This is a genomic window from Cardiobacteriaceae bacterium TAE3-ERU3 (assembly GCA_019218315.1).
In the GTDB taxonomy this organism is placed as follows: Bacteria; Pseudomonadota; Gammaproteobacteria; order Cardiobacteriales; family Cardiobacteriaceae; genus JAHUUI01.
The window spans coordinates 250,462-277,097 of record JAHUUI010000003.1; the positions used below are offsets into that span (position 1 = coordinate 250,462).

The window sequence follows — 26,636 nt, forward strand, 5'->3', positions numbered from 1 at the left end:
CCATGAATAGCATTAAACGCAGAAACTTCCTCAAATCCCTTGCGGCACTGTCCGGTTCGGCATTACTACCCAAGCCACTATTGGCAGCTGACGCCGTGGTCACCGCTGCTAATGGCGGCCGCCCTGATACCAGCGGATGGAAAGTATCCGGCGCACACTGGGGCGCATTCCGCGCCAAAATCGAGGGCGACAAACTGGTTGAAGTACAGCCGTTTGAGTTCGACCAATATCCGAGTGATGTGCTGCAAGCCGTACCGGGAGTGCTCTACAGCTCATCGCGGGTACGCTATCCGATGGTACGCCTCGACTGGTACAGAAACCGTAAGGACAGCGACACCAGCCAGCGCGGCGACAACCGCTTTGTCCGCGTCAGTTGGGATACCGCGCTCGATATGGTCTATGACGAACTAGAGCGCATCCAGAACGACTACGGCCCGTGGGCATTGCACACCTCACTGGTCGGCTGGCGCTCGGTCGGGCAAATCCACAGCTGCGGCAATCACATGCTGCGTGCTGTTGCCATGCACGGGCGCAGCGTCGGCACCGCCGGAGACTACTCGACCGGCGCAGGGCAAATGATTTTGCCGTATGTCCTCGGCTCAACGGAAGTTTATTCACAAGGCACATCATGGCCGCTGATTCTCGATAACTCGAAGGTCATCATTTTCTGGTCAAACGACCCGATTAAAAACCTGCAAATGGGCTGGAACACCGAAACCCATGAATCTTACGAATACTTTGAAAAGCTGCGCGACAAAGTGCGCAATGGCGAGATTGAAGTCATCAGTATTGACCCAGTAAAAAGCAAGACGCAAAACTACCTCGGCTGCAAACAGCAATACATCAACCCGCTGACTGACGTCGCCTTCCAGCTCGCACTGGCGCATACCCTCTACACCGAAGAACTTTACGACAAAGACTTCATCAAGACCTACACCCTCGGCTTCGATGAATTTACCCCGTACCTGATGGGTAAAACCGAGGACATGGTCGAGAAAACCCCGGAATGGGCGGCGCCAATCTGCGGCATCGAGCCAGAGCGTATCCGCGAACTCGCGCGCCTGATGGCAAATAACCGTACCCAGCTGATCTTTGGCTGGGCGATCCAGCGTCAGCAACACGGCGAACAGCCTTACTGGATGGGCGCAATTCTCGCCGCCATGCTTGGTCAGATTGGTCTGCCCGGTGGCGGCATCAGCTACTCGCACCACTACAGCTCGGTTGGCGTACCGGCATCGGGTGCATCCATGCCCGGCGCATTCCCGCTCAACCTCGATACCGGCCGCAAGCCTAAATACGACAATGAAGACTTCAACGGCTACAGCTCGGTCATCCCTGTCGCGCGCGCGGTTGATTGCCTGCTCGAACCCGGCAAAGTCATCAACTTCAATGGCCACGAAGTCACCCTGCCGCCGTATAAAATGGTCGTCTTTTCCGGCTGTAACCAGTGGCACCGCCAGCAGCAAAAGAACCGCATGAAAGAAGCCTACCGCAACGTCGAAACCGTCGTCGCTGTGGACTACAACTGGACGGCAACTTGCCGCTTTGCCGACATCGTCCTGCCTGCCTGTACCCCGTACGAACGCAACGACCTCGACGCTTACGGCTCGTACAGCAACCGTGGCGTAATCGCCATGCACAAACTGGTTGACCCGCTCTATCACTCGAAGCCCGACTTCGACATCTGGTACGAATTCTGCAAACGCATGAACCGCGAACAGGAATACAGCCGCGCCATGACCGAAATGCAGTGGTTAGAGCAAATCTATGAAGACTGCCGCGCTGAGAACCTCAAAAAAGACTACTTCATGCCGCCATTTGCCGAATTCTGGAAAAAAGGCTACGTTATCTTCCCAGAGGGCGAACTGTGGACGCGCCACGCGGCATTCCGCGAAGACCCCGAAGTCAACGCACTCGGCACACCATCGGGCTTCATCGAAATCAGCAGCCGCAAAATTGCCAACTACGGCTACCCTGACTGCAAAGGCCATCCGATTTGGATGGAAAAAACCGAACGCTCGCATGGTGGCCCTGGCTCGGACAAATTCCCACTGTGGCTACAATCCGTCCACCCCGACAAACGACTGCACTCGCAAACCTGCGAAGCTGAAGAATGGCGCTCGACCTACACCGTGCAGGGGCGCGAACCCTGCTTCATTAGCCCCGAAGACGCAGCTGCACGCGGCATTGCCGACGGTGACCTGATTCGCGTCTTTAACGACCGCGGGCAAGTATTGGTTGGTGCTGTCATCTCGGACAACTTCCCGCCCGGTGTCGTACGTATTCAGGAAGGTGCATGGTACGCCCCGACCGGTGCAGAAATTGGCGCACTCGATACCTACGGTGACCCCAACACACTCACCATCGACATCGGTACATCGAGCCTCGCGCAAGGCCCAAGCCCCAACACTTGCATCGTGCAAATGGAAAAATGGGTTGGTGAAGCACCGGCAGTCACCGCCTTTGGCGGCCCAACATTCGTCAACCCAGACGGAAGCCCGGCTGAAAAAATCTAACCACTAAAAATAGGCGGCATTGGTTGTGCTCATGGCACAGCCAATGCCGCCTAATCCATAGCGTGATTTGTCACCTTTAGCAAACCATGCCACGATACCCATGAAGAAATACAATTCCCAAAATACCATGAACACAAATGAACAATGGCAAGCAGCCAACACCGCCCGCGCCGCACTCTATCGCTGGTTTGCTGAACTCTTTGCCCACGAACTCACGCCTGCTACTCTCGATCAGTGGCAACACGGCAACGCCTACACCAGCATTCACGAGGCATTTAGCAGCCTAGGATTAGAAGAAGAAAGCCAGCGCGTGCAGAACGCAATTAATGATCTTGAGCAACTGCCCGAAAGTGAGCGCGCGCTCGAACTCGCCGCCGACTTTGCCCAGCTCTTCTTACTCAGCGGCCGAGACAGTGCACCTCCCTACGCCTCGTACTACCTTGAAGATGATCAGCGCCTCTACGGCAAACCGGCCGACGACATGCGCCGCTTCCTTGACCAACATCAGCTCACTCTGCACCCCAACTTCCGTGAGCCAGACGACCACATCAGCGTCTATCTCATTGTCATGAGCCTGTGGATTGGTAATAAGGAACAGGATGCAGCTACCAATGTCCACGAACAAGCTGAATTTCTCGACAACGCCCTACTACCGTGGCTTGCCGACTTCAGCGACCGCTGCCAGACCATCCGCAGCCAAAACGACTTCTACCCCGCCATCACCAGCCTCGCCACGCAGTTCATCCGCTGCGATCGCGCGATTCTTGATGATATTTCGGTATCTGGCTAACTACCAAATATAGGTAAACGATTTTAAATTTCATACAAGACGTAGAATCCCGCGACAAAATACCAGTGTATTTTTCGTAGACTTCCACATCAGTACAGACAGTGCAACACTTTCTGAAGTTGGTAGAGGCCAAGCTTCTTTCCTAATCAAATACAGTTTACAGAAAGCACCAAGAATTACTGAGACAAGTTTAACTATCGATTGCATTTATTAAGGGGAGGCTCGATAACATAAATTATCTAGGATACTCACATGAGAAAGAGTCGTTTGAGCCATTTATAGCAGGTGCAACAGCACGAATAGCAGCCGCTTTAGTTGGTATGAATAAGACGACAGCAGCATATTACGTTCATCGTCTAAGAGAGCTGATCTATCAGCACATCGAACATATGGAAATGCTTTGTGGTGAAGTTGAAACTAATGAATCTTATTTTGGTGGCAAGCGCAAAGGAAAGCGAGGTAGAGGTGCGGCTGGAAGGCATCTATATTTGGATTACTTAAGCATGATGCAAGGTTTATACAATTGCTATAGCAAAACTCACACAGCAACACTATTACCTATTATTCGTGAGCATGTTAAACCTGACAGCATTGTTTATACTGATACCTACCGAAGTTATGGTATGGCTGATGTGAACGAGTTTTATCACTACCGGATAAAATCACAGCAAACCGTTTGCCAACAAGCACAATCACATAAATGGTATAGAGAACCTTTGAAATCAGACTAAACGCTATTTACGCAAATTCAACGGTATACCGAAAGAGTATTTCCAGTACTTTTAAAAGAATGCGAGCGTTGCTTTAATAATAGCGACCTTAAATCCCAACTAACCTTTTTTAAATACTAACTAAAGGGCGTTGAAACTAGTTATCTATGACAGCCCCTTAAGTTTTAATAAATGTGATCTCGAATGCCTTGCATGGGCGATATTGCTGCAGACGATTAGCAAAAGTAAAACTATCCTTCATTTCATATTGCTGGAAAACATCAAGACCACGATCAAGGGAAATTTTCCAACCATGATCGGTGACAATATGTCGGGCATGAATTGTACCGGTAGTATCAAATTCCCAAGTAAAGTCCACACCTGTACTCTTTGCTGACTTTTGTATCTGCTCAAAGTTTTCTTTTTGTTGCTCACCTCTAAAATCATCTTCTACTGTTATCAAGTGCACAGCTACTTCTTCATCTGGCCCCTTATGCTTCACTATAGTCTCAAGAAATTCCATAAAATTTCGTATCTGATAGAACAGACGGATATAAGGATCCGTTACAGTGAATTTAGTCGCTCCTTTGATATAAGGGCCTAGTAATGTATCAAAGGAGAGCCCCTTCTGGTTTTCCTGAAAAGTAAGATGTTTTTCTTTGAGAACAGGTTCATCTGAAACATTATGCGCAGGAGAACCTGGATGCTGGACTGATTGTTCAACTCCCAGTATTTCACTATCTTCTTCCCCTATAATGGTTTTGTGGTAGTAGCTAGGATATTCCTCTTCTTCAAGTGTAGTAACAGGCGTTGCTTTGCCATCAAGAGCCTGATAAGAAAAATAAACATCACCATAAGTTGAATCAATGCGCATTAGTTGATCTTTGACGCGTTTACGGCCTTCAATTGCGAACCGTAAAAGTTCCTCTGTCTCTTCCCTTGTTGCCTCTCCATGCGGGAATAGTATTTTCATCAGACCAGAGAAAGTCTTATGAATACCATCGCGATCCCGTGTAGAGATATCGGAAGATAGAGAGAAGTACTGCTTATAGCGATCCGAGTAATCGTGATTGCGCAGTGAGCGTAGAATCTCGGCCAAGTAATCAACCACAAAACCATAACCACTGGAGAACATTTCACCCCGAATGATATCTACCTCCCAGCCTGGTATATAGAAGTGAATACGATCCAAAAATGCTGAATCGTAGAACTTATCAGGCAATTCGCAAAATAGATCAGAATGCTTAAGCATATAAGGGACGGTGTGCTGTGTGTTCCCCACAAATACCATAGAGGCTTCAGCACCCAAGGTCTCAACGCCTCGGGAGAAAGACTTGTTGGCCATATAGTTTTTCATGATATCAACCAAAGCCTTGTCTACTCTTTTTTGCTTTCCGGCAAACTCATCAAAAGCAACACAGTCCCAGTAGCCAACCAAGCCAATCTTTCCGGATGAATTATTCACAAACAACTTTGGTACTGTTACTTCGCCACCAGAAATCAAAATCCCGTGAGGTGAGAACTCTGAATAAATATGTGATTTGCCGGTTCCCTTAGGACCAAGTTCAATCAGGTTGTAGTTGCGTTCGCAAAAAGGGATCAAGCGAATTAACTGGGTAAGCTTGCTGCGTTTGCCGAACATCTCAGGATTAAAGCCGATACTTTGTATCAGTAAATCAATCCACTCATCAGTAGTAAATTGTTTGCGTGCCTCAACATAAGTATCAAAATCGAAGTGTGAAAGCTGAATTGGCTTGAGAGTTGAAAGTATCCAAGGGCTAGTACCCTTATCTTCAGTAAACTCATATTCCAGATCCGCAATGCACCATACTCCTCCGACCAAAAGTTTGGGATGCTTTTTTACTGTTCCGGAATCGACTAGTATTTCTTTAATACCCAAATTAGAAAAATGTGCTTCATAGACGTCTTTCTTATCATTCAGACTAACGCTGATTTTATCGATAACCTTATAGCGTCCTTTTTCCTTGATATTGGAGCGAACTAATCCTGCTTCATTGCGGTGTACATAATGCCTGGCAAGGATCTCCTTAACCGTCTCAATACCTGTCTGAATAGTTGCTTCATCGCTGGTAGCACAGTATTGGCCAAGCAAATATTCCAGAACATAAGAGGGAACGATGGCATTGCCTTTAACGGCCTTGACGAGGTCTTTGCGTACGACTAGCCCTGGAAAGAGTGAATTTATTTTCTGATCTAGTTTGTTCATCGTTCCCTATCCTTTAAAAATCAAAATCACTGGTAAACGAGCGTTGCATCCGATAGCGGAGTGATTTGTATTCTTTATAATGGGATGTTCCGCCATGCTTTTCTTCGAGCCGAAGAATAACCTCTTGACCATTAACTTCATCAGCTTTGCGCGTTAATACAAATCGAACTTGCAATTCCCGTTCCCGAGCATTGTCCGAACCAAGATCAAAGATTAAATCATGGCTATCAGAGATTAAATCACCCGCTTCGGTATAAATACCGGCTCGTAGAACTCTTGGTTGAACCTTATCTGTCACTGGTGAGGACTGATACATTGTCACAGCCAATTGACCGGATGTTATCACTGAACTTGACCCGCTCAGAATATCAACATCGACAACTGTCACATCACTCTGACGCTTTTTATTGACTTTAAGTACCGGGATAACAACTTCTTGTAAAGATGCGCCACCATGAACGAAGCGACTACCTGCGCCCTGCACGCGTAGACGGTTAATTGATTTAGGAATTTGGATCTCAATTTCGCCAGCAAGACCTATCTGTTCGGCATTGAATTTACGCAGACTTGATACTTCAGCAAGGCCTTCTCCAATAATATAGCGTCTGCTACGAGAAAAGATTTTTTCACCTTGGGGTGCAACCGTAGAAAAATCACTTTCGTCAATAGGGCGATTCTGGTAAATAAAGCCGTGATCTGCAGTAACAAGAATATTATTGGCATTCGCTGCTGTCAGCTTTTTAATTAGTTTAACAATATCGTCTAAAGTTTTTTCGGCAGCCTCAAAAGCCTCTACTTCCGAGTGTTTGTCATCTCCTGTATGGTCTATACGATTGTGATAGATGTAAACTACATCGTTGGCCTTCAGCAATTCTCGACCTGCATCGCGGTTAAGTGCCATAAAGTTTTCCGCAGAAACCGCTGCACCTCGACCATCCAATGCCATTTGTAAAATTTTGTTTCGGTTAGCTGTACCTTGAGAACTTTGATCATCAACCAGTACGGAGCCTAAGTCGTTATCAGTAATAGTCAGTGTTTTATTAGGCAGTAATGCGGCCATGCCAAGCTGAGTGTAGCTGGGCAGCATTGAAAGTACAGACTCCAGCTCAGCACTGTAGCGATCTTCCTTACGTATTAAGCTGAGCAGCTCATCACCAATTTCATAGCGTAAGGCGTCCGAGATAATCACACAAATCTTGTTATCTCTTTGTAAAAAAGGTTTAACCCAGTGCTCAAAAAACTCATTTTGTTTACGTACAGGCAAAGCTTCCCACTTGGGTACATTATCTACAAAACTTTGAAAGCGATCTCCCAGTTTTAACAGATAGTTATTAGAATAGAAATTATCAATCTGCTCGGTTAAACCACTCATCAATTCTGTCGTATTTGACATCCGTACATGGTAAATAAATTTTCGATAAAATTGATCAAGCTGGTACCAGAGGTTGCTATAGCATTGAATGCCTTCTACAAGGCTATTCATTGTTAAATCAACCTCTCCAAGAACATGCATAAACTGTGCTGCATAATCAATTGCTTCATACGAGTACTTATAATCATGATACCAGCGACTTTGACGCCGCTGACGAACCCAGATTGCCACATCTCCCTTTGATACTGTACGGGCTGCCACCGCACGTACAAGATCACTGATTATTTTTAAATCAATCGAGCGGAAATAATCCAACTCCAACAACTCACGAAAATCTCGCTTGATTAAGTCCTGTTCAATATTAAGTGCTTCAGCATACCGACCTGATAGCAATTCGAAACAGTCTTCAAATTGACGGCTGTCCTTCCAGCGTTTAAGGAAAACCAAGGCATCACCAGTTAATTTTGCCTGCCGATCAGTACCCATAAAGTAGCAAGACTTGAACAACTCAATCGCAAAATCTTCGATACCCGCCTCATCGGACTTGTAGCCATAGCAGCGATCCATCTGATCCCACAAGAAATCATTTAAGCCGCATCTATCTATCAGCTTAATTTTATCTTCACGTTCGTCTGATAACTCTTGCAGCAAATTTTCTACAACTGTATCCATGCGCGGCTCACTCCCCGCACAGACAGCCAGCATTTTCAGACGAATTTGTCCAGCCGAGTCATCGGGCTTCAAGAGCTTCTTAAGTGCATCTTTACGTTTGTTTGCTTGAAAAAATGCCGTATGTCGAGTGACTATATCTGCAAATTCCAAACCAAGCTCGAGCTCGGATAGCCAAATGGCTGCTTGATCGGTACGGAGTTCGGCATGAGCAAGCTGCACGTCCAATAACCAGTTGTCAATATCAGCAGGCTCTGGCCCCTCGCGGTAAAGCAAAAATTTTTGTTCTGGCTGTTTGCGCAAAATTCTATATTTGATGCCGTATTCATTATTAGCAAGTTCGAGCTTCTCAATGCCTACCAGATCAAGTACCTCAAAAGCATCCCGCAGCTCCCGTTTCTCGTCGTACCAAAATACAATTCTGTGCCGATTGAAGAGTTTGGTTAATGTATTTGCTATTTGCTGATTCACAAAATTTCCTCTTCAAATATCTCTTCATCAGAATCTTCTGCAGGCGTTTCCTCCAGCATTGATTTAGCAACATACACACGAGAAATTAAACGTTGCTTAAGATTTGCCCGACGGATTTGATAAAAATCTTCAAAGTCAGAAAACTCAAAACTGACATCATCCGCCAATAAATCTCCCCTTGTAATATGAATAGATGGATCATTAAACCACTCATTTAGGCTTCTTGTACCTTTTGACGCATTCTGGGAGTCATTCAATAAATGGAGATTTGCAATCGAATTCCAGTGAGCAGAATCTTTATAGAAATCAAATAATTTTGAATCTACTGATAGAAATGAATGCTTCTTCAATGCTTTTTTATCAAATTCAGATTTAGGATGGAGGTGATCAATATGATAGATCCTATTGGGATCCATTTCAGGAAATAAAAGATGCAAAAGCGCTCTACAGCGCCTTTCTCCGTACTGGATATTAAGCATACTTTCAATATAATCGTCATCAAACCGAAGGTCTTTATTGGTTGCTTTGTAGCGTTCAATAATTGCATCTAGAGGAAATTCCGGCTCATTTATATTCGATCTCAGCACCTCTCGCATACTGGTGAGAATACTATCTGCCTGGCCACCAAAAATACCTTTAAGTAGAACCATATAAAGCCATTGACTAATTTTGGCTCTCTGGTTATCTACTTTTGCAGGATTATTTATTACATTATAAAGTGGTTTTTCATTAAAAATATGCTTATATAAATAATAGCAAATAGGTATAACTGCATTTTTGGAAGTGAGAGATTGTGGATTAATACCGAAACTTTTAATTAAAATAAAAGTTGCTTTGATGCATTCTTGAATTGACGACCATTGATCTTGAATAATGGCGACCTGTTCTGACTTAAAATTCTGGACTTTAAATCTCACGTCAGTATCAGTGAGCATCAGACATGTTTTTAAAATCCAGTCTCTTTCAATATAGAAACCCATATTCACGTTTTGGTGAATATATTTTATCAGACTATCTATTTCTTGCCGGAAATCACCATCCCAGTTTGCTACTGCTATAGACATTAGCAGATCAGCAAAATCAAGCTTTGTTCCGCCACTATTGGTTCGAATAAAAACATCCAACACATGGTCTATCTCTTGGCTGGTTTCTTTAAAATAATGGATAATTTTCTGTATTCTTATGGTGTTATAGACTTTTAGGAGTGTCTTGCGCGCAAAATCATTATCGAGTAGGTTTCGTTTTTCAAGCTCAGGCAAGACAATATCCATAAGAATATCATCCGAACTTGATTTCTCAGCCATGTTTAATACGTCATGCATACAAAACCAATGGTGTGCAGCCGCAGGATCAGATCTCGCCTCCTCATACTGACGCTCTGTTAAAAAGCGGAAGTTATAGTACATTAAGGAGTCATCCTGCTCTCTATCAACAGGTCGCTTCAGATCAAGGTACAACTTTCTGGGCGGGAGAACCTTATTGTCTTGTGTACTTGGCCACCACACCCTTGGTTGCTTATAGGCATAGGTACTACAAAGCCCTATGTAAAGTGAGGTAAGTCGCTGCTGTCCATCAATAACAGCATTAAAATCCTTGGAACTTGCATTGGTTATATAGTGGGGATTTTCCTCTTTGAATCGTTGACAATATGCATTTAAAAACTCGTAAAATTTATATCCTTGTTTGATATGAGAGTTCTTAACTTCCCAAAACATACAGGTATTAATCGGGTAGCCTCGCAAAATAGAATCGAATAACACGCAAATCTGACGAGTACTCCAGACAAACTTACGCTGGATTGCAGGAAGTAAAAGTTCTCGACTATTAATGCTATCGATCGCTTGTTTGATAGTAATGGGTTTTTCGTATTCACCTGCCATGATCAATCCTCTTTTGCTTCAAGACCCACAATTTTCTTCAACGCTGTGCCAAATTTAGGGTAGTTTACTTTCACGCCATCATCGAGATCGATCGCTACTTGTTCAGTCGCTAGTGGGTAGAGTACCTCATGTTCGTATTCTTCCATCTCGGTAATCACCTTGCTGATTTTTTCGATCTCTTTGAGCGCCTTGGTTTTTTCGCTCTTACTGCTATTGGTGTTAATGCTGACCGCTTCGAGATGGCGTTTATGCGATATGAGTTTGCTGTGGAATTCACGTAAATAATTATTGAGCACGACACTAACAGTATCCGGCTGATAACGGTGCATATAAATCAATGCATTGAAATTTCCTTTCGGGCTGGAAAACAGCCAATAAATCGGACGCTTTTTATAGCGCTTGACGTGATCATTGTAAAAATCCTTCTGGAAGTATTTGCGAATATCCTTGCCCAAAGCATTTTCAATAAACGCCAGATTATCAACGTAATGTTCCTCGCCGAAAGTTGTTCGTAAAAATTGACGGAAACGTTCAACGATATCATCAGTAAACCAGTCATTGTCGAGAATTGGGATAACATTATCCTTATCCGGCATAAAGCTTGGCTCTGCATTCTGTGCCAAATAATCCTCTATGCTCTCACCTTGATTGGCCAGTATCAGTCCCGGCTGATCAAGGCTGTAGCGACCGAACATACAACCGACAGCATAGGAAATCAATTCACGTATGGTATCGGCAAGTAACAGTGCTTCTAGTTCCTCGTCTGTTTTATTACCGCCATAACGGTAGTGCGGATTGCAGGTCAAAGTAATCTCATTCAGCGGAACATCTGGCGTCAGTTCATCCTGCAAGCCATAAGCATCAATAAAGATTCGGTTATTCTCTTCTTCTAGACGCAGCATCTCTTGTGTCATTTCATGCCAATGTTGACGCAATGTGTTATATGTTTCTTGTAGGGTATCTTGGCGGTATTCAGGATTAAGCAGTGGTAGTGCGGTGAAATCCCATGAGGCTTCGTAGGCATCCCAGTCTTTAGATGATAGCTTGATAAGGGCTTCTATTATGTTTAAATTTTTTATTTCTTCTTTAAAAGGTAACTTTGAAATGGTTCCTTGTTCAAAATTTAGTGTTTGACTAAGCAAAGATAAAAAAAATGAACATACCTTAGAATTTAAATATTGAGTTACTTTGAGTGTATCAATACGATTATCAGTAGGAACTTTCGATCCTGCATCACTAAAAATAAATCCACTATCAGTATAACGACATGAAAAATTAGAAGATGTAATTTTTCCCCATGTGACACCTGGTTTAAAATAATAGAATGTATTTTTTGCTACGAATTCTGGATTTCCATTTAAATAGGGATATTTTAATACAATAGTATTTTTTATATCTTCTCCATTACATTCCCAGTTAACAATAGATGTATTATTTCCGTACCATTTTCTAAATCCCCCTCCTTTATCCATAGGAAACCACTTCATTTTTGATTCAAGAGCCATTTCACAAGTTTCCATACCAAATCCAATCTTTCTGATTGGAACTTCGAACCAATTTCTAACAAATTTATTATTATCTGTAGTAGTTAATCCCTGTCTTGGCATATATCTTTGAGACAAAGAAATAGTATTTTCAAATGAAATAAAAGCATTTGAGTGAATCCAATATACAACAGGACTTCCAGGAATCTTTTTAAAGTCCGCTGCAGAAGCACGGTAGAACCAGCCACAGTCTGTATTTTGGATTGCCTCAAGTGCGCGTGGAGCCTGATTTTCAGCACCACGGAAATCAGATAAGCGTACGTATCCCCCTTTATATTCTTCGCGATGAGCATTTTCTAAAGTAAAGGTGCAAATTGGTACTGTTGCCCCATCAAATCCTGAATACTCCAGTTGAATAAGTGAAGTAATTGTTTTTTTGTCAATAATAAAGTGGCGCAACTTCTCATAGGAGGAAATAAACATCCATACAAAAGGTGTCATAAATCCTAGTTGCCCTTTGGCCAGAGCTAATTCGCTATTGCGCACAACAAATGCAGCAAATAAATCCGACTTCATATCCTGATAGTGATCTTTTAACCACTTTGCCAATCTCGGATTCATACCTTTCCCCCCCATATACGGTGGGTTAGCAACAACCACATGATATTTAGGGCTTAGGTAATCAACCTGATGCAGGACTTGCAGCACTTTTTTATGTGTATTGCTTAAAAATAGTTGTCCGGAAATATCTTTTGCCCGGAGCATATTGAGTGCTTCATTGACTTCGGTCACTTGCGGGCGAATTAGAGCACCAAAGTTATCGGCCTCTTCGAATTGACTCAGTGTTTTTCTCAGTGGCAAAGTGAGCAAATCTCGCCCAACAAACTCCATATAGGCATCTAACTCGTTATCAGCAAAATGGACGTTTTCCAGTACACAGATGTTGGGTTTGATTTTTTTAGTGAAGAAACGTCGCTGTTTGGCACGTGCTTTCATGGTCAGGGCAAAAGCAGCGAGCTCTCCGGCACGCTCGTCAATCTCGATACCGTACAAGTTATGGGTGAGGATTTTTTCCGGTATGTCACGAGCATCGTAGCCTTCTTCTTCGTAAATGGCGTAGAGCAAGTCAAAGGCATAGGTCAGCATATGACCGGAACCGCATGCGGGATCACAAATTTTGATTTCTTCCGGTTTGGTGATGCGCAAGAAATCATCCTCAGCCTGCTCGGGTTTGATGTAGTAATCCATCTGTTCTGCCAACTTTGAGTTGGGACGATTGAGCAGCCACAAGCGACCAAGAGAGTTTTCAACCAGATAGCGAACAATCCAGTGCGGCGTAAATAATTGGGTTGCAGCGGGAATATTTTCCGGTGTGATTTTTTTATTTTTTTTCAGCCCATCAAATACTTCGTCTTTTTTTTCAGAAATGTAGAACTGGTAGAGCCAGCCGATCACCTCAACATCTTCACAGGCATCACGTGTCATGGCTTCCCGTGTGTTGGCAAGAATGGAGTTGTCCGAAAGTAGATTATCAGGCATCAATAATTCGGTGTAATCATCGATACGCTGGAACAGGAATGGCATAGCTGCGTTCAAGTAGTTACAAACAGCAACTACCAGTAAGCGGTATGCTTCTCCTTGTGGATCGCGGCTGGGTGCTTTACCGCTGAGCAAATCGGTGACATATTGCCGGACATCATCACGAACCATTGTTTCATCTATGTGTCCCATTTTGGCTTCAGCGAGAATTTCTGGCTGGGTTTGCCCTTCAGTCGGCGATACCACACCAATACGGGTATAGTGGTTCACGTCCATAAAACGTAGCGCACAAAATCGGTTGAACCAAATGTATGCTACGCGTTCAATAATTTGTTCCTTGCTGTGCTCTTGAATTGCTTCTTCGAGTTTTTTTACGGCTTCCGCATTTTCGCGTCGGGCGGCACTGTCTTTGATCAGTACCTGTTCCAGTTTGCCCGAAACCTGTTCCAGTAGGCGGCGGCGAGCCGACTGAGCAAATTTTTTAAGTTTAGCTGTTTCCATTATTCATCCTTTGACTCAGGTGCGCGTCAGTTATCAACTTTCTCTGCAATTACCTGTTATTAACTCGAAGCATTGATACAATCCAGCAATCTAGTCCGATTTAGTTCTTCAGAGTCCATCATTGTAATCGAGCTATTTTCTCTATTTACAATTTAAGTTCTGCCAGAGCAAGCACTTAAATTTGAATGCGTTTTCCTTTGCGGATTTCTTCCAACAATGTTTCACGCATGGCATTAAGGTATTGCTCTACGTCTGCTTCATCACTCAACAAAGCTTTACCGAAAGAAACGCTCACATTACGGGCATGCACAATCTCGGTGCTGGCTTTTTGATCCAGACTTTTATCTGCTCTATCGGTTTGGCTGGATTCCGGTACTGTTTCTGATTTTGTCCAAGACTCCATCTTAATAAGCAACTGCCGATATGTGTTTTCTTCAAATCGATTGTGGTTATCACGAATAACTGCAATTAATTTCTCTCCCTCAATAGCTTTATTGAATTCATCAAAGGCATGCATAAGTTGTGCTTGCTGTTCATCTTCCAATGCTTTGAATTCAGGCATACCGCAGAGTCGACTGTTAAGTACGGAAATTGCTTCTTTGGCCTTGTCAATTTCAATCTTAATTTGGTCATCGACCTTCGCCTGTAAAATTTCAACCTGTGCTTTCATCTGCTGTATATGACTGGCTTTGAAGCACTCAGGATCACTCAAGCTATTTTCCAGTTCTTTGCTCTCGTCACTATTAATATAAGGGAAGTTGGATTTTTGCGTTGCAATAAACTCACGAGTACTATCATAGATAGCTTTTTGAGATCCATTCATGAATTTGAGGATGGGATCAATGATGTTTTCCTTCATCTCAAACAGCTCGTCTTCCTCATGGAGAAACTCGCCTAGATACCACGTATAACTTTTTCCGGTCAGCTTATTAAGCTTTTCAAGTACCGGCTTCAGCGTATACAAAAATGGATAGCGGCCTGTTTGTGTTGTGAGCGTATCAAGATGACTTACAAGCTCTTTGAGTTCGGAAGCCGTTTCTTGCCCCAGTGGTTTCGCCTCACTGGATTGAGGAGGCTTGTCAAAAAAGTCCTCGAAAAACGCTTTAAGGGTACGGATCTGTGACGCAGTAAATTCGATTTGCGGCTCGAGTATTATGTTGCTGTGTTCGTTGTTATTGCGTAACGCCTTCTCTAGCTTCTCGTCTTCTAACAGATTGCCGTCAGAGCGAACTTCCACTTTACCTAGCATACATAGCTTTGCCAGTGTACAAAGCACTGCTGCATAGCTCCAACCATAAGGTTTTCGCTCAAATTGCTCTAGTAGTTTCTTAAGTGTTGTACGTTCACCCTTATTCTGATTTCTTTGGATAAACGCCAATATCTCTTGTTCCGGTTCTGGCAAAGCAGAAATGGTATCTTCTCCAAGCAGTTCTCCTTGTGAAGACTTAAGGAGTTTGGCAATGTCACTTTCACTGTAAGCCACGTTACGAAGCATGCGAAGGTTGGGGTAGGCGCTGGCGATCAATCCATTAAATCCACGTACTATTCGCGTTTGCGCATCCCCGGGATTCATATCTATATCACTGCCCTCAACGAATAATTTCGCTTTACCTAGTAAATTCTGAATGCGTTCTTTCAGTTCGGCATGGCGTTGCTGATTTTGTGTACCCTTGTCAGAAAGGATACGTTTTATTGCTTCTTGCTGCGTGATTGAAAAATTCTGGCGAATATATTTATCTGCTCGTTTATACATAAGCAGGTCACTGACGAGTCGATCATCTGCGGGCATAAGAACAAAGAGTTCATCGGCTTTATAGCTGGAATTTATCTTAATTAGTTTCTCGTTATCCGCATGCTCATGGTATGGACTAATAATATGGATAGCCAATTCATATCCACGTCCATACAGTTTTTCATCAATTTTTCTGGAAAATGGATAATCTTGTCCATTTTCGTCATAACGGATCTTTCGAGGCCTGATAACTTGCTCAAAAATGATTTTTTCAAGTTCAGCAATGACATCTGATGTCTCAACGTCCGTATTTTTAATTTCCTGTTCGATGTCTTTCTCTTCATCAGTCAGATATTCGTAGGTTTCACCATTACGCTGAATATATGTCTGTTGCTCGAGAAGATTGAGCGCATCTTCAACTTGTTTGCGTAGTGCTGGCAAATCTTGCTTAAAACTATCCAACATGAGGACGCACAGATTGCGAATAGTTGACTTGAACTCCTTCACGTATTTGACCAGAAACAATGCTTTGAGCAAGCGAATCGCAAAGGGAGCATCGAGATGATTTTCTGCTTGAATGATCGCGCGCTGGATATTTGATTTTAATGTGGTCCGAATACCCTCGAACATCAAGTCAAAAGTAGCCAATTGTCCGATTTGATGCCCTCCAATCTGAATGGCAACTTGCTGAAATACGCCAAGCATTGAGCGCTCACCCACCGAACTGTGCTTTCCTTCGAAAGCATTATGTTCCGACAAGCTCTGAATGGCTGATTGAAATAATGCAAACTGGTAGGGAATAAATGGGTAACTAAGAGTGAAACTATCCAGATCCTGATAGTTACGATAAGTTTGCGAGCCATCCGCAAAATCAAATAGAGTCTTGAAGTTATTGCGCTGCTCATCATAAATACCCGACAGAATCTCTTCACCCTGTTCTGTTTTCATTAACAGGCGCTTTTGAATCACTTCTGATACATCGGCACTGGTTAACTTCATGCGATTGGCGAATCGTGCCTGGATCTTGGAAAAATCGTTACTTTGTTGCTTACCCATTTCACCAACGACCGTATTCATATCTTCTTGAGCCGTCACGATAACCCAGGCACGCCCCCGACATTTTGTTGCTAAGCTCTCGGCAATGGTCTGCAAGTTGGTCATGAGTTTGACATTTTCAGCAATATATTGACCAACTTCATCGACAAAGAAGTTCAAACGGAAGTTAGCTGGTTGTTTCTCGATATAGGCATGCACCTGTTCAGCAAAATCTTCGATTGATACATGATACTGACTGCGGTATTTGTCGAGTATACCCATAGCAGATGTTTCATCATCACCAGTAACCTGAGCATAAGCTTTGGCAATATTTTTTGCTTCAAGCAAAGCTTGTTCACGCCCTTTCTGCCATGTTCTGCCGGCAATGGACTCATAAGCCAACTTAAATTCTTCATACAATCCACGGCTATCAAGTTCGCGCTCAAACTGGGCAATATGCCCTTGTTTACCGTAATAACCACACATCTCATCAAAAACTTTGACGAAAACGGCGAGGAGAGCATCGACCTGTGTCTTGCTAATCACATCAGCTTTTTGATCGATGTTAAAGAGTATGCTTTTTGATGGGAGAGCAACAGCCCGCTTGAGACTAGCACTAAGAAGTGCATTGCCATCACATTTGGGTAGGAAAAGATCAAGTGCAGATGCACCGTCAATTTGCCTGTTTTCCAACAGTAGTGCCAACATTTTCAATAAATGAGATTTACCTGATCCAAAGAATCCCGATACCCACACGCCATTAGCGCCTTCATAGTTGTTATAGGCATCAAGAAAAGACTCCAGCCGTTTTTCAACCTCGTTAGTAAGGACGTACTCTTCAATCTCAAGTCGTAGGCTGGCTTCATCATCGGCTTTAATCACACCTTCGATCGGGCGATTAACTTCTTTTAAAAAAATCTCATTAAGAATCATCATGCTTTCCTTGTCTATGCTTCACAGTGAAAGATATTAAATGCTCGATAGTATTTGTCATCATGCAGTCTTCCAAAGAGATCGAGCGATGCTCCGGAGTCTGGAGAATGCGTATATTCTCCAGGAAAAAACATGACAGTCGGTTTTTCCTTTGCAGTACTTTGCAGATTATTCAGGACATTGTGTGAACGTATATAGGGGAAAACTTCTCCAACACCAGAAAGGAAAAGCACCTCGAAATCGCTGTTTGCCAGCTTGGTGGCAATTGCCGGAACCAAATGAGCCTCAGGATCGAGTACGCCTTGTAATAGCTCTTTGAGTTCTTCTTTAGAAACAGAAGATTCCATTTCCAGTATCTGATCCCAGATGTCACGATCTCTAAGAATTTCTATTGAAAGATCATATAAATTAATTATCAGGGTTTGGATCCCATTCTGCTCAAGGCGATTGGAAAGTTGACGCTGAAGTCGCTCTATTTCAACGGACTCCTTCGGTTGATAAGGGCAAATAAAGAACGGAACTTCGTTACCAAGACCTTGTTTTTTTAGAAAACGCTGACCTGATATGACGCTATAGAGATGTTCCATTCTCTCCGAAATCGGAGCTTTCGCTAAATCGGCAGACACTTTTTCATCTCCTTTACATCAGATTCAAACACAGGGAAAAACAAAATATCACTTTGCCTTATTTGGTTAATCATATCCAGCATTCTTGGGCTTAATAAAGCTGTTTGTATCAAATTATCAGAAGTCAAAAGATCCGTTTCACGTAATATTTTGAAGAGAACTTGCCGAAGTTTAGCTCTGGTTGCAGGAGTAATCTTATCCAGTTCTGGATGCCATTCAGACTTTCGGTTAAAAAAAGCGTCAAAATCTTCGTGGGTTAGGGTGCCCTTTAATGTGATATGACGCTCTCGAAGTACTTCAATAGCGAAATCAGCGACAAATCTATATCTGCGACAAATCGCAAGCCAAAGTATGTAAGACTGCTCTTGATAGCTACAACTAGCTAGGAATTCTATTTCTGTTAACGTCAAGGTCTGCAACCGAGAGCTGGCTTCTCGGTAGATTCTTTGCAGGGTACTTAATGTTCTCGTCTGTAAGGTGTTTTCTACAATAACCTGCGTTCGAACAGAATCCCAGTTGCCAAGGTCAAGATACAATAAAGCTAACTCAACCGACTCACGGTGCAAAATTCCCCCCGTAGTAAATGACATACTGTATCTATCGTTATTCATTTAGATCCAAGTCCCATTAGGTTATCCATGCAAAATCATAGGATTCTACCATTCGTTTTAGATCTCAGATCATCTGGTTATCAAAATTATATTTTTTAAGTCAAGTATGCGGAATCCTAGTAAAGCAAAGCTAGATCAGTTTAAAAGTTAATATCAAAATACCCTTCAATTCATTTTTACTGCCCCAAAAGTCCTTGTCAGCTCCATTTTTATAAATCAATCATAAAAAATGGTATCTATCACCATACATCAAGTAATTTCTAAACTGTATAGATTTTAAGGCAGTAAAATCTGGCTTTGTTATCCGATCTTTTCCGCCAACAATGCTTCCAGTTTTTCCTGATCAACGGCAAATTTGCGGATGCCTTCGGCGAGTTTTTCAACTGCCATTGGGTCGCTGTTGTGTTCCCACAGGAATTCGGCTTCACTCATTGGCTGAGGCTTATCGATCGAAGCGGTTTCCGCATTGAGCTTGCGTGGTAGAGCTTCGTCACTTGCTTGCAGCTGTTCGAGCAATGCCGGTGCGATGGTCAGGCGGTCGCAGCCTGCAAGTTCGGTGATTTCACCGGTATTGCGGAAGCTTGCGCCCATGACGATGGTGTCGTAGCCGTGCTGCTTGTAGTACTGATAAATCTTGCTCACCGACAATACGCCGGGGTCTTCTGCCGCTGCGTACTCGCTTTGCCCGCTGTTGGCTTTGTACCAGTCGAGTATCCGCCCGACGAATGGTGAAATGAGATACACGCCTGCTTCAGCGCACGCACGCGCCTGTGCTTGCGAGAAGAGCAAGGTCAGGTTGCAGTTGATGCCTTCTTTTTCGAGCTGCTCGGCGGCGCGGATACCCTGCCAGGTCGAGGCAATTTTGATCAGGATACGGTCATTTTCAATACCGGCATCGTTATAAAGCGCAATCAGCTTACGTGCTTTGGCAATGGTTTGCTCTGTGTCGTAGGAAAGGCGCGCATCAACTTCGGTAGAGATACGCCCTGGAATAATTTTCAGAATTTCCAGCCCGATATTGACTGCGAGTTTGTCTTGCGCATCAACCAGCTGCTGCGCTTTGTCGTCACTTTGTGCTTGTGCATATGCCACTGCTTCGTCGATCAAGCGCGCGTATTGTGGCAATGAAGCGGCATTTAAGATCAAAGACGGGTTGGTCGTCGCGTCTTGCGGATGGTATTTTTTGATCGCTTCAATGTCACCAGTATCGGCGACGACGACGGTCATTTCGCGCAATGCGTCCAATTGATTCATGGATTTCTCCTGACTGTTACTCATGGTTGATCAGCGCCCATGATAGGCATTTTTGCCACATCAATACAACTCGTCTTTATTGCGTCCTTCTAACCAAAAATAAAGCGACTATATAAGATTCTAGCGCGAGCCCACGGCCGTTCTACGCCACACTGGCAGCCAACGTAGCGCAACGATAATCCACAAGGCGAAAATCCAGCCAAGATCTCCTGCATTGACTATTTTCAATGACCACCAATAATGTATGCCAACCAGTAAAGCTATGGCATAGATACTGCGGTGCAAGGTTAACCAGCGCTTGCCGAGGCGACGCTGCATACCACGCGTTGAGGTAACCGCCAGTGCAAATAGCAGTACCCACGCCGCCATACCAACCAGCATATAAGGGCGCTTGACGATTTCCTGCGCAAGAAATGCGACGTCCCAGCCCAATTCCAGCCAGGCAAAGGCGAGCACATGCGCGCATGCCCAAAAGAACGTCCACAGCCCGAGCAGGCGACGAATTCCGATCAGTGGTGCAAGCTTGCGAAACTGCTTGCGCAGTGGAGTGACGAGCAGTGTTGCCATCAGCAGCAATACCGCGGAGAAGCCCAGCGCATGAATCAGTTCCTTGACCGGATCAAAACCAAGCCGCCCGCTTACGCTCAGCCACACGATATAGCCGAGCGGTGCAATACCGAGCAAATGGCCGCCGATTTTCCACGGCAGCATACGTTTATTGATCTTCATGCTTAGAAATTCCGACGCAGATCCATGCCTTGATACATATGGGCAACTTCTTTTTCGTAGCCATTGAACATCAGCGTATCTTGGCGCTTGACCGACCACAACGAACCACCATCCACAATTCGCTCACTTGCTTGCGACCAGCGCGGATGTGAGACTTCAGGGTTGACGTTGGCATAAAAGCCGTATTCACGCGGTGCGAGATCCATCCAGGTTGTGCGCGGCATATCCTTGACGAAGCTAATCTTGACGATTGACTTAATGCTCTTGAAGCCATATTTCCACGGTACAACCAGACGAATTGGTGCACCATTTTGCTTAGGCATCGGCTTGCCGTACACGCCGACGGCGAGCAGTGTCAGAGGGTTGGTTGCCTCATCGAGGCGCAAGCCTTCTCGGTATGGGAAATCAATGCCGCTAAAGCCGCTTTGTCCCGGCATTTGCTCAGGCGCATAGAGCGTCTCGAATGCGACAAATTTTGCATCAGCAGTCGGGCGCACAGCATCAACCAAAGCAGCCAGTGGAAACCCAACCCATGGAATCACCATTGACCACGCCTCAACGCAGCGGAAGCGATATACGCGCTCTTCTAGCGGAAAGCGCTTGAGAATTTCATCCATTGAAAAGGTCTGTGGATTTTCGACCAAACCACCAACTTCCACCGCCCAAGGCGAAGTTTGCAAGCTGTGCGCATGGCGGGCCGGATCGCCTTTGTCGTAGCCAAACTCGTAGAAATTGTTATAGCCGGTGATGACGTCATACGGGCTTGGCTCAAGCCCGGCACCATATTCCCCATTGCGTGCCACGTTAAATATTTCCGCCTCTTCTGCAGTGAGCGGTAATGAATTTTGCTTGGCATTGAGAATCTGATTAAAGGCCAATCCCCCTGCTGCACCTACTCCTGCGGCACCAGCAAACTTGAGAAATCGGCGGCGGCGTTGAAAAACCACTTCTGGCGTTATTTGACTACGATCTGACATGAATACTCCTTTTAACCTATTGCCGACGCCAAGTGGCTCATGATGGCAATGCTATGGCTGATTGTTTTTAAAATTATGCAGACATAGTTTGCCACGCTTTGCGGTTATTACTAATTGCGTTAATGTTAGAAAAATAACTGTAAGATTTATTATTTTAATCAACTGATTTATTTTAACATGATGTACTAGCGTAAAATTCAATAACAACAGCACATTAAAAATAAAGACCGACCATTATCGTAGAAAAGTGGCCTATTCACGCACTTTAAAATTTATTCAAAGCCGTACAACACAAGCAGCATTTTGGCTGCAAACTAAACAACGGGCTTATTGCGGTAGAACAATAACCCCGGCAATGCCAGCCCAAACACCATCGCGGACAATAAAAATCCAGCCTGTACGAAGTTATCAACCAATGCAGTGAGGCGAAGATCAGAAAAGCCGAATTTCTGGATTTCCAATAAAGCAATCATCGCACGATAAGCATAGACGCCCGGGATCATTGGAATAATTGCTGACACCGTAAACACTTTAGGATGGGCACGATAGCGCCGCCCTAGCCATACGCCAATGAAACCAATCAGTGCAGCAGCAAAAAAAGTCGCAAATACAGTCGTCAGCCCAGCCATTTCCATCGCCGTCCGACTGCCATGGCCAAGTGCGCCGAGAAATGCACAATAGCGCAAAGCATGGCGTGGTACGTGAAACAGCAAGGCAAAGCCGACGGCCGGTATCGCGGCGAGTAACATATCTTGAAAAATCGTCCAAAGAATCATCGCGGCAACACCACCCCACTATCTAGCCCTAGAACAAGCAGCGCAAGCACAATGCCAAGGCAAGCGCCGAGTGTTAGCACCGTCGCCAGCATCCAGCGCCCAACGCCCATATTCATATAACCTTTAAGTGCATCAGATAACGCATTGATCAATGGAAATCCGGGCACAAGCATCAGCACCGAAGCAGCCATCATTTGATGAGGGCTACCATCGACGCCCAACTTCAACGCCAATCCTGCAACGCAGCTTGCACTAAATGCAGTAAGGATAAACACGATCAACACATTGAGCCGATAGCGCGTCAGTTGCTGGCGAACAATCATGCCTACCCATGCCGCAAAAAATGCCACCACACATGACAACCAATCAGCAGAAGCCAATCTGGCAAAGCAGGCACACGATAGCGCCACCATCACCGCAACCAGCCAGCGTGGGTAGGCAGGATACGGTAAGCGACCAAGGATTTTTTCAACTTGACGATAATCAATATGCCCGGCCTCAGCATTCAGCACCATACGCTGGATGGCGGCTACCGTGGTCATATTCACACCGTGCTCGGGAACGCGATGCGCAGTAGTAACGTAATGATGGCCAACCAACACTGACAACACAATTGAGTTAGCTGTCAGCGTACATTCAACCCGGTCAACACCTAAAGCGAGGCCCAAACGCGTCGCCGACGACACAATCAACTCACTTTCAGCGCCATTGGCCAGCAGTAATTGCGCCGTCAGTGCGCAGAGGTGAGTAATTTTATGGTGAGTAATTAAATCCATGATGTCGCAATATGCCTGAAGGTGGTGCGCATGTTGATGGTGCGCAATATTATAATCTCGCGAAATGTTTACATTTCATATTCTGCGCAAGAAACGCCACTTGAGCACGAGTAGTTGCACAAAACATACAAGCGTCACAGTCACGACAAAGTAGCCACACAAGTGCCTTCAATGATTTACCCAAATGGCTTCAATAGTGCGAACAAAGGCTTGCCCATCATTCGCACCTGATGACGTATTAAAGACAATAATCATCAACCACACGCTGCAAGAACGTCTCGCATTGCGTCAATTGTACTTTCTCGATCCATTCATCAGGCTGGTGTGCCTGCTCAATGCTACCCGGGCCAAGAATCAACACTTCAAAGCCATGTTGCTGGAATGTACCTGCCTCAGTTGCATAAGCAACGTATTTAGGCTCGGCATCTTGCGGCAAGTTGCGACTGACCACATCGAGAATATGATCGTTATCGCGGTTTGCAAGCCCGGGCACGGTATGACCAATCATATCGGTTTGCACCCTGAGCTGAGGATACTCGACCTGCAAGCGCGCTATAACTGCATCAACCCGCGCCATGATTGCTTCCATGGTTTGGGTTGGCAAGTGGCGAATTTCCCATTCAAATGAACACTCGCGCGCCTTGACATTGATCGCCGTACCACCGCCAATAATCCCGACGTGCAGCGAACTGAATGGTACGTTAAATCCTTCGTCCACTTCGCCATCTTCGACCAGTGCAGCCATTACTTGCTCGATTTCAGTTACCAGCCGTGCGGCAATGTGTACCGCAGAGACGCCCTGCCCGACCTGGCTGGAATGCGCAGCTTCACCATAGACCGTGGTGCGGAAGCTGGTGATCCCCTTTTGTGCGACCACCGGCTGCATTGAAGTCGGCTCACCGACGATCACCAGCTGCTTTTCATCCCCGCGTGCGTTGAGATAAGCCGCCATTGCCTCAGCGCCGAGGCAGCCAATTTCTTCATCACGGGTAAACGCGAGATAGATCGGGCGGCTTAAAGCTTTCTCCGTCCAAAATGGTACTTGCGCCAACACGCAGGCGATAAAGCCTTTCATATCGCAAGTGCCGCGTCCGTAATAGCGCCCATTTTCTTCGTGCAAGGTAAACGGATCACGCGACCACGGCTGACTGGCGACCGGTACCACGTCTGTATGGCCGGAAAAGACCAACCCGCCTGGACCATCCGGCCCGATACGCGCAATCAAGCTTGCTTTGCCTTCCACTTCATCAATACGCTTGCTCTCTACGCCGTAATCACGCAGATAATCCTCAATCCACGCGAGCAAATTCAGGTTGCTGTTGCTCGATACGGTATCAAAGCCAATCAAGCGTTCGAGGATGGCTTTTGTTCTCAGATTACTCATAGTACTGCACTCCAATTAATTGCAACGGCAACCGCCAAAAATACCCAACTCAGCACATAGGCTTTAACCACCATTGGGAACAAAAAACGTACCCAGCGATCATACGAGACACCAGCCAAGGCCAGCATCGCCAGCGTACCACCTGAGGTTGGCGCGATCATGTTGGTAAAGCCATCACCTACCTGGAATGCCAAAATAGCCGTTTGTCGGGTCATGCCAATAAGGTCGGATAGCGGGATCATGATCGGCATCGTCACCATCGCCTGCCCACTGCCCGACGGAATAAAGACGTTGATGATGCCGTGCACAAGCGTCATCAAAATCGTTGACAGCATCAGTGGTAAATCCGAAATAGACGCTGCCAGTGCGTTAATAATCGTGTCACCTATATTACCCTGCTCAAGTAAAACCTGAATTGCGCGCGCCAAACCAATCAGCAAAGCACCGCCGATCACTGCGGATGCGCCTTCAACAAAATGCTCAGCAATGCGCTTACCACTCATACCCAACAGCAGACCGCTGACTACTGCGATCATCAGGAAAATACCGGCGATTTCGTTGATGTACCAACCGTGAGCGAAAACGCCATACAGCAGCAAAGCCAGTCCGGCGAGGAACGTAATCAACACTTTCCAGTCCTTCGCTTCAATCCGGTACTCGCTGATTGGCTTACCAAGCTTCATCCCTTCGGTAGACAATCCTTTGGTCAGGCTTTTTTCCGGATGCTGCTGGATTTTGTGTAAATAGCGCGAGGTATGGTGTGCCATGAGTGCCAACACCGCTATGGCAAACACGGAGCGCAGCAGTACACCGGAAAAGAGCGGAATTTCAGCAATATCTTGCGACACGCCAACGGTAAACGGGTTGATGGGAGAAGTGGCAAAGCCAAAGCCGATACCGCCAATGGCAATACCCAGCCCGACCATCAAATCACCGCCAATCGCCAGCCCGATCAAGATGGCAATCGGTACCAACGCGATGTTGTTCTCATAGCCAACTGTCACGCCGAGCAAGCCGAATACGTAAGTCATCACCCACACCAGTAGCGTACGGCGCTTTGGCCCGATTTTATTAACCACGGTACCGACCAGATTTTCCAGCGCTCCAGATGCTGAAAGCAAATGGAACAAGCCACCGGCAATCAAGGTAATAAAGACGATATTTGCCGCGGCAACCAACCCTTCAGGGATGGCAAAGAACAGCGCCAAAGGCGAGAGACGCGCTGGCTCAGTGGTATGGAATGAATCTGCGACCACCGCCATACGGCCATTCATTTCAACGCGGTCAAACTCACCGGCTGGAATGATCCACGTCAGTATCCAAACAAACACCAGAATCAGGAAAATAAGCACCATCGGATCAGGGATATAGTGATACCAGCGCTTTTTTGATGAGGTTGCAGATTCATTATTCGCCATAAACTGTTCCTTTGCATCAAGTAGTGAAGGATCACCTATCGCTTTCGGGCATTATTGCTGCATTACGGTCTTACTTTGCCAGCGCAGTAAAAATATTGTGGATGACATACGCACCTCTGCGCCACACCTGCATAAAATGCGAAATTGACCAGCGATCACGATTAGGAAATGAACAAAATTTATTCCCTCTCAGTACAGACTTTACTGAAACCATTTTGGCAAAGCA

Annotated in this window: 16 protein-coding genes and 1 pseudogene; 3 read left to right on the forward strand and 14 right to left on the reverse strand. The window is 45.2% G+C overall.

The genetic code is table 11. From position 1 onward, the window contains the following. The first annotated feature begins 2 nt into the window (after positions 1-2). The 3 genes and pseudogenes from torA to KRX19_07485 all read left to right on the forward strand — a co-directional run bounded on the left by torA (position 3) and on the right by KRX19_07485 (position 4,157). Positions 3-2,516 (forward strand): trimethylamine-N-oxide reductase TorA, encoded by a 2,514-nt coding sequence (torA, locus tag KRX19_07475; protein MBV7434866.1) that lies wholly within the window; start codon positions 3-5, stop codon positions 2,514-2,516. Positions 2,517-2,643: 127 nt separating this feature from the next. After that, a complete protein-coding gene (torD, locus tag KRX19_07480) occupies positions 2,644-3,306 on the forward strand; it encodes a molecular chaperone TorD (protein ID MBV7434867.1) in 663 nt (220 codons plus the stop codon). 230 nt (positions 3,307-3,536) lie between these two features. Further along, positions 3,537-4,157: pseudogene (locus KRX19_07485) on the forward strand (IS1595 family transposase). Positions 4,158-4,194: 37 nt separating this feature from the next. Here KRX19_07485 and brxL read toward each other — a convergent pair. From brxL to KRX19_07555, 14 genes are all read right to left on the reverse strand, one after another. After that, positions 4,195-6,243: a BREX system Lon protease-like protein BrxL gene (gene brxL / locus KRX19_07490; GenBank protein MBV7434868.1), complete on the reverse strand. Its 2,049-nt coding sequence runs from the start codon at positions 6,241-6,243 to the stop codon at positions 4,195-4,197. 13 nt (positions 6,244-6,256) lie between these two features. After that, positions 6,257-8,755: a BREX-1 system phosphatase PglZ type A gene (pglZ, locus tag KRX19_07495; GenBank protein MBV7434869.1), complete on the reverse strand. Its 2,499-nt coding sequence runs from the start codon at positions 8,753-8,755 to the stop codon at positions 6,257-6,259. Then, positions 8,752-10,635, reverse strand: coding sequence for a DUF262 domain-containing protein (locus KRX19_07500; GenBank protein MBV7434870.1), 1,884 nt, complete (start codon positions 10,633-10,635; stop codon positions 8,752-8,754). The genes pglZ and KRX19_07500 overlap by 4 nt, the downstream gene beginning before the upstream one ends. Positions 10,636-10,637: 2 nt before the next feature. After that, a complete protein-coding gene (gene pglX / locus KRX19_07505; GenBank protein ID MBV7434871.1) occupies positions 10,638-14,159 on the reverse strand; it encodes a BREX-1 system adenine-specific DNA-methyltransferase PglX in 3,522 nt (1,173 codons plus the stop codon). A gap of 175 nt (positions 14,160-14,334) precedes the next feature. Next, a complete protein-coding gene (gene brxC / locus KRX19_07510) occupies positions 14,335-17,862 on the reverse strand; it encodes a BREX system P-loop protein BrxC (GenBank protein ID MBV7434872.1) in 3,528 nt (1,175 codons plus the stop codon). An 11-nt stretch (positions 17,863-17,873) separates the two neighbouring features. Next, positions 17,874-18,446 (reverse strand): DUF1788 domain-containing protein, encoded by a 573-nt coding sequence (locus KRX19_07515; GenBank protein ID MBV7434873.1) that lies wholly within the window; start codon positions 18,444-18,446, stop codon positions 17,874-17,876. Positions 18,447-18,469: 23 nt separating this feature from the next. Further along, the gene (locus tag KRX19_07520; protein ID MBV7434874.1) at positions 18,470-19,096 is read right to left on the reverse strand and encodes a DUF1819 family protein; all 627 of its coding nucleotides are present in this window, start codon (positions 19,094-19,096) and stop codon (positions 18,470-18,472) included. A 300-nt stretch (positions 19,097-19,396) separates the two neighbouring features. Continuing rightward, the gene (gene tal, locus KRX19_07525; GenBank protein MBV7434875.1) at positions 19,397-20,350 is read right to left on the reverse strand and encodes a transaldolase; all 954 of its coding nucleotides are present in this window, start codon (positions 20,348-20,350) and stop codon (positions 19,397-19,399) included. Between the two features lie 120 nt (positions 20,351-20,470). Further along, a complete protein-coding gene (locus KRX19_07530) occupies positions 20,471-21,079 on the reverse strand; it encodes a sulfoxide reductase heme-binding subunit YedZ (protein ID MBV7434876.1) in 609 nt (202 codons plus the stop codon). A gap of 2 nt (positions 21,080-21,081) precedes the next feature. Next, positions 21,082-22,056, reverse strand: a complete 975-nt coding sequence (gene msrP, locus KRX19_07535; protein ID MBV7434877.1) for a protein-methionine-sulfoxide reductase catalytic subunit MsrP — start codon at positions 22,054-22,056, stop codon at positions 21,082-21,084. A gap of 314 nt (positions 22,057-22,370) precedes the next feature. Then, entirely contained in the window at positions 22,371-22,832 is a 462-nt protein-coding gene (locus KRX19_07540) for a threonine/serine exporter family protein (GenBank protein ID MBV7434878.1), read from the reverse strand. Further along, positions 22,829-23,608 carry a threonine/serine exporter family protein gene (locus tag KRX19_07545; GenBank protein MBV7434879.1) on the reverse strand — a complete coding sequence of 260 codons (780 nt, stop codon included), beginning with the start codon at positions 23,606-23,608 and terminating at the stop codon, positions 22,829-22,831. Before KRX19_07545 ends, KRX19_07540 begins: the two co-directional genes overlap by 4 nt. A gap of 238 nt (positions 23,609-23,846) precedes the next feature. Next, entirely contained in the window at positions 23,847-24,992 is a 1,146-nt protein-coding gene (gene argE, locus KRX19_07550; protein MBV7434880.1) for an acetylornithine deacetylase, read from the reverse strand. Continuing rightward, complete coding sequence (locus tag KRX19_07555) at positions 24,989-26,410, reverse strand: TIGR00366 family protein (protein MBV7434881.1); 1,422 nt, start codon at positions 26,408-26,410, stop codon at positions 24,989-24,991. Before KRX19_07555 ends, argE begins: the two co-directional genes overlap by 4 nt. Positions 26,411-26,636 lie beyond the last annotated feature (226 nt).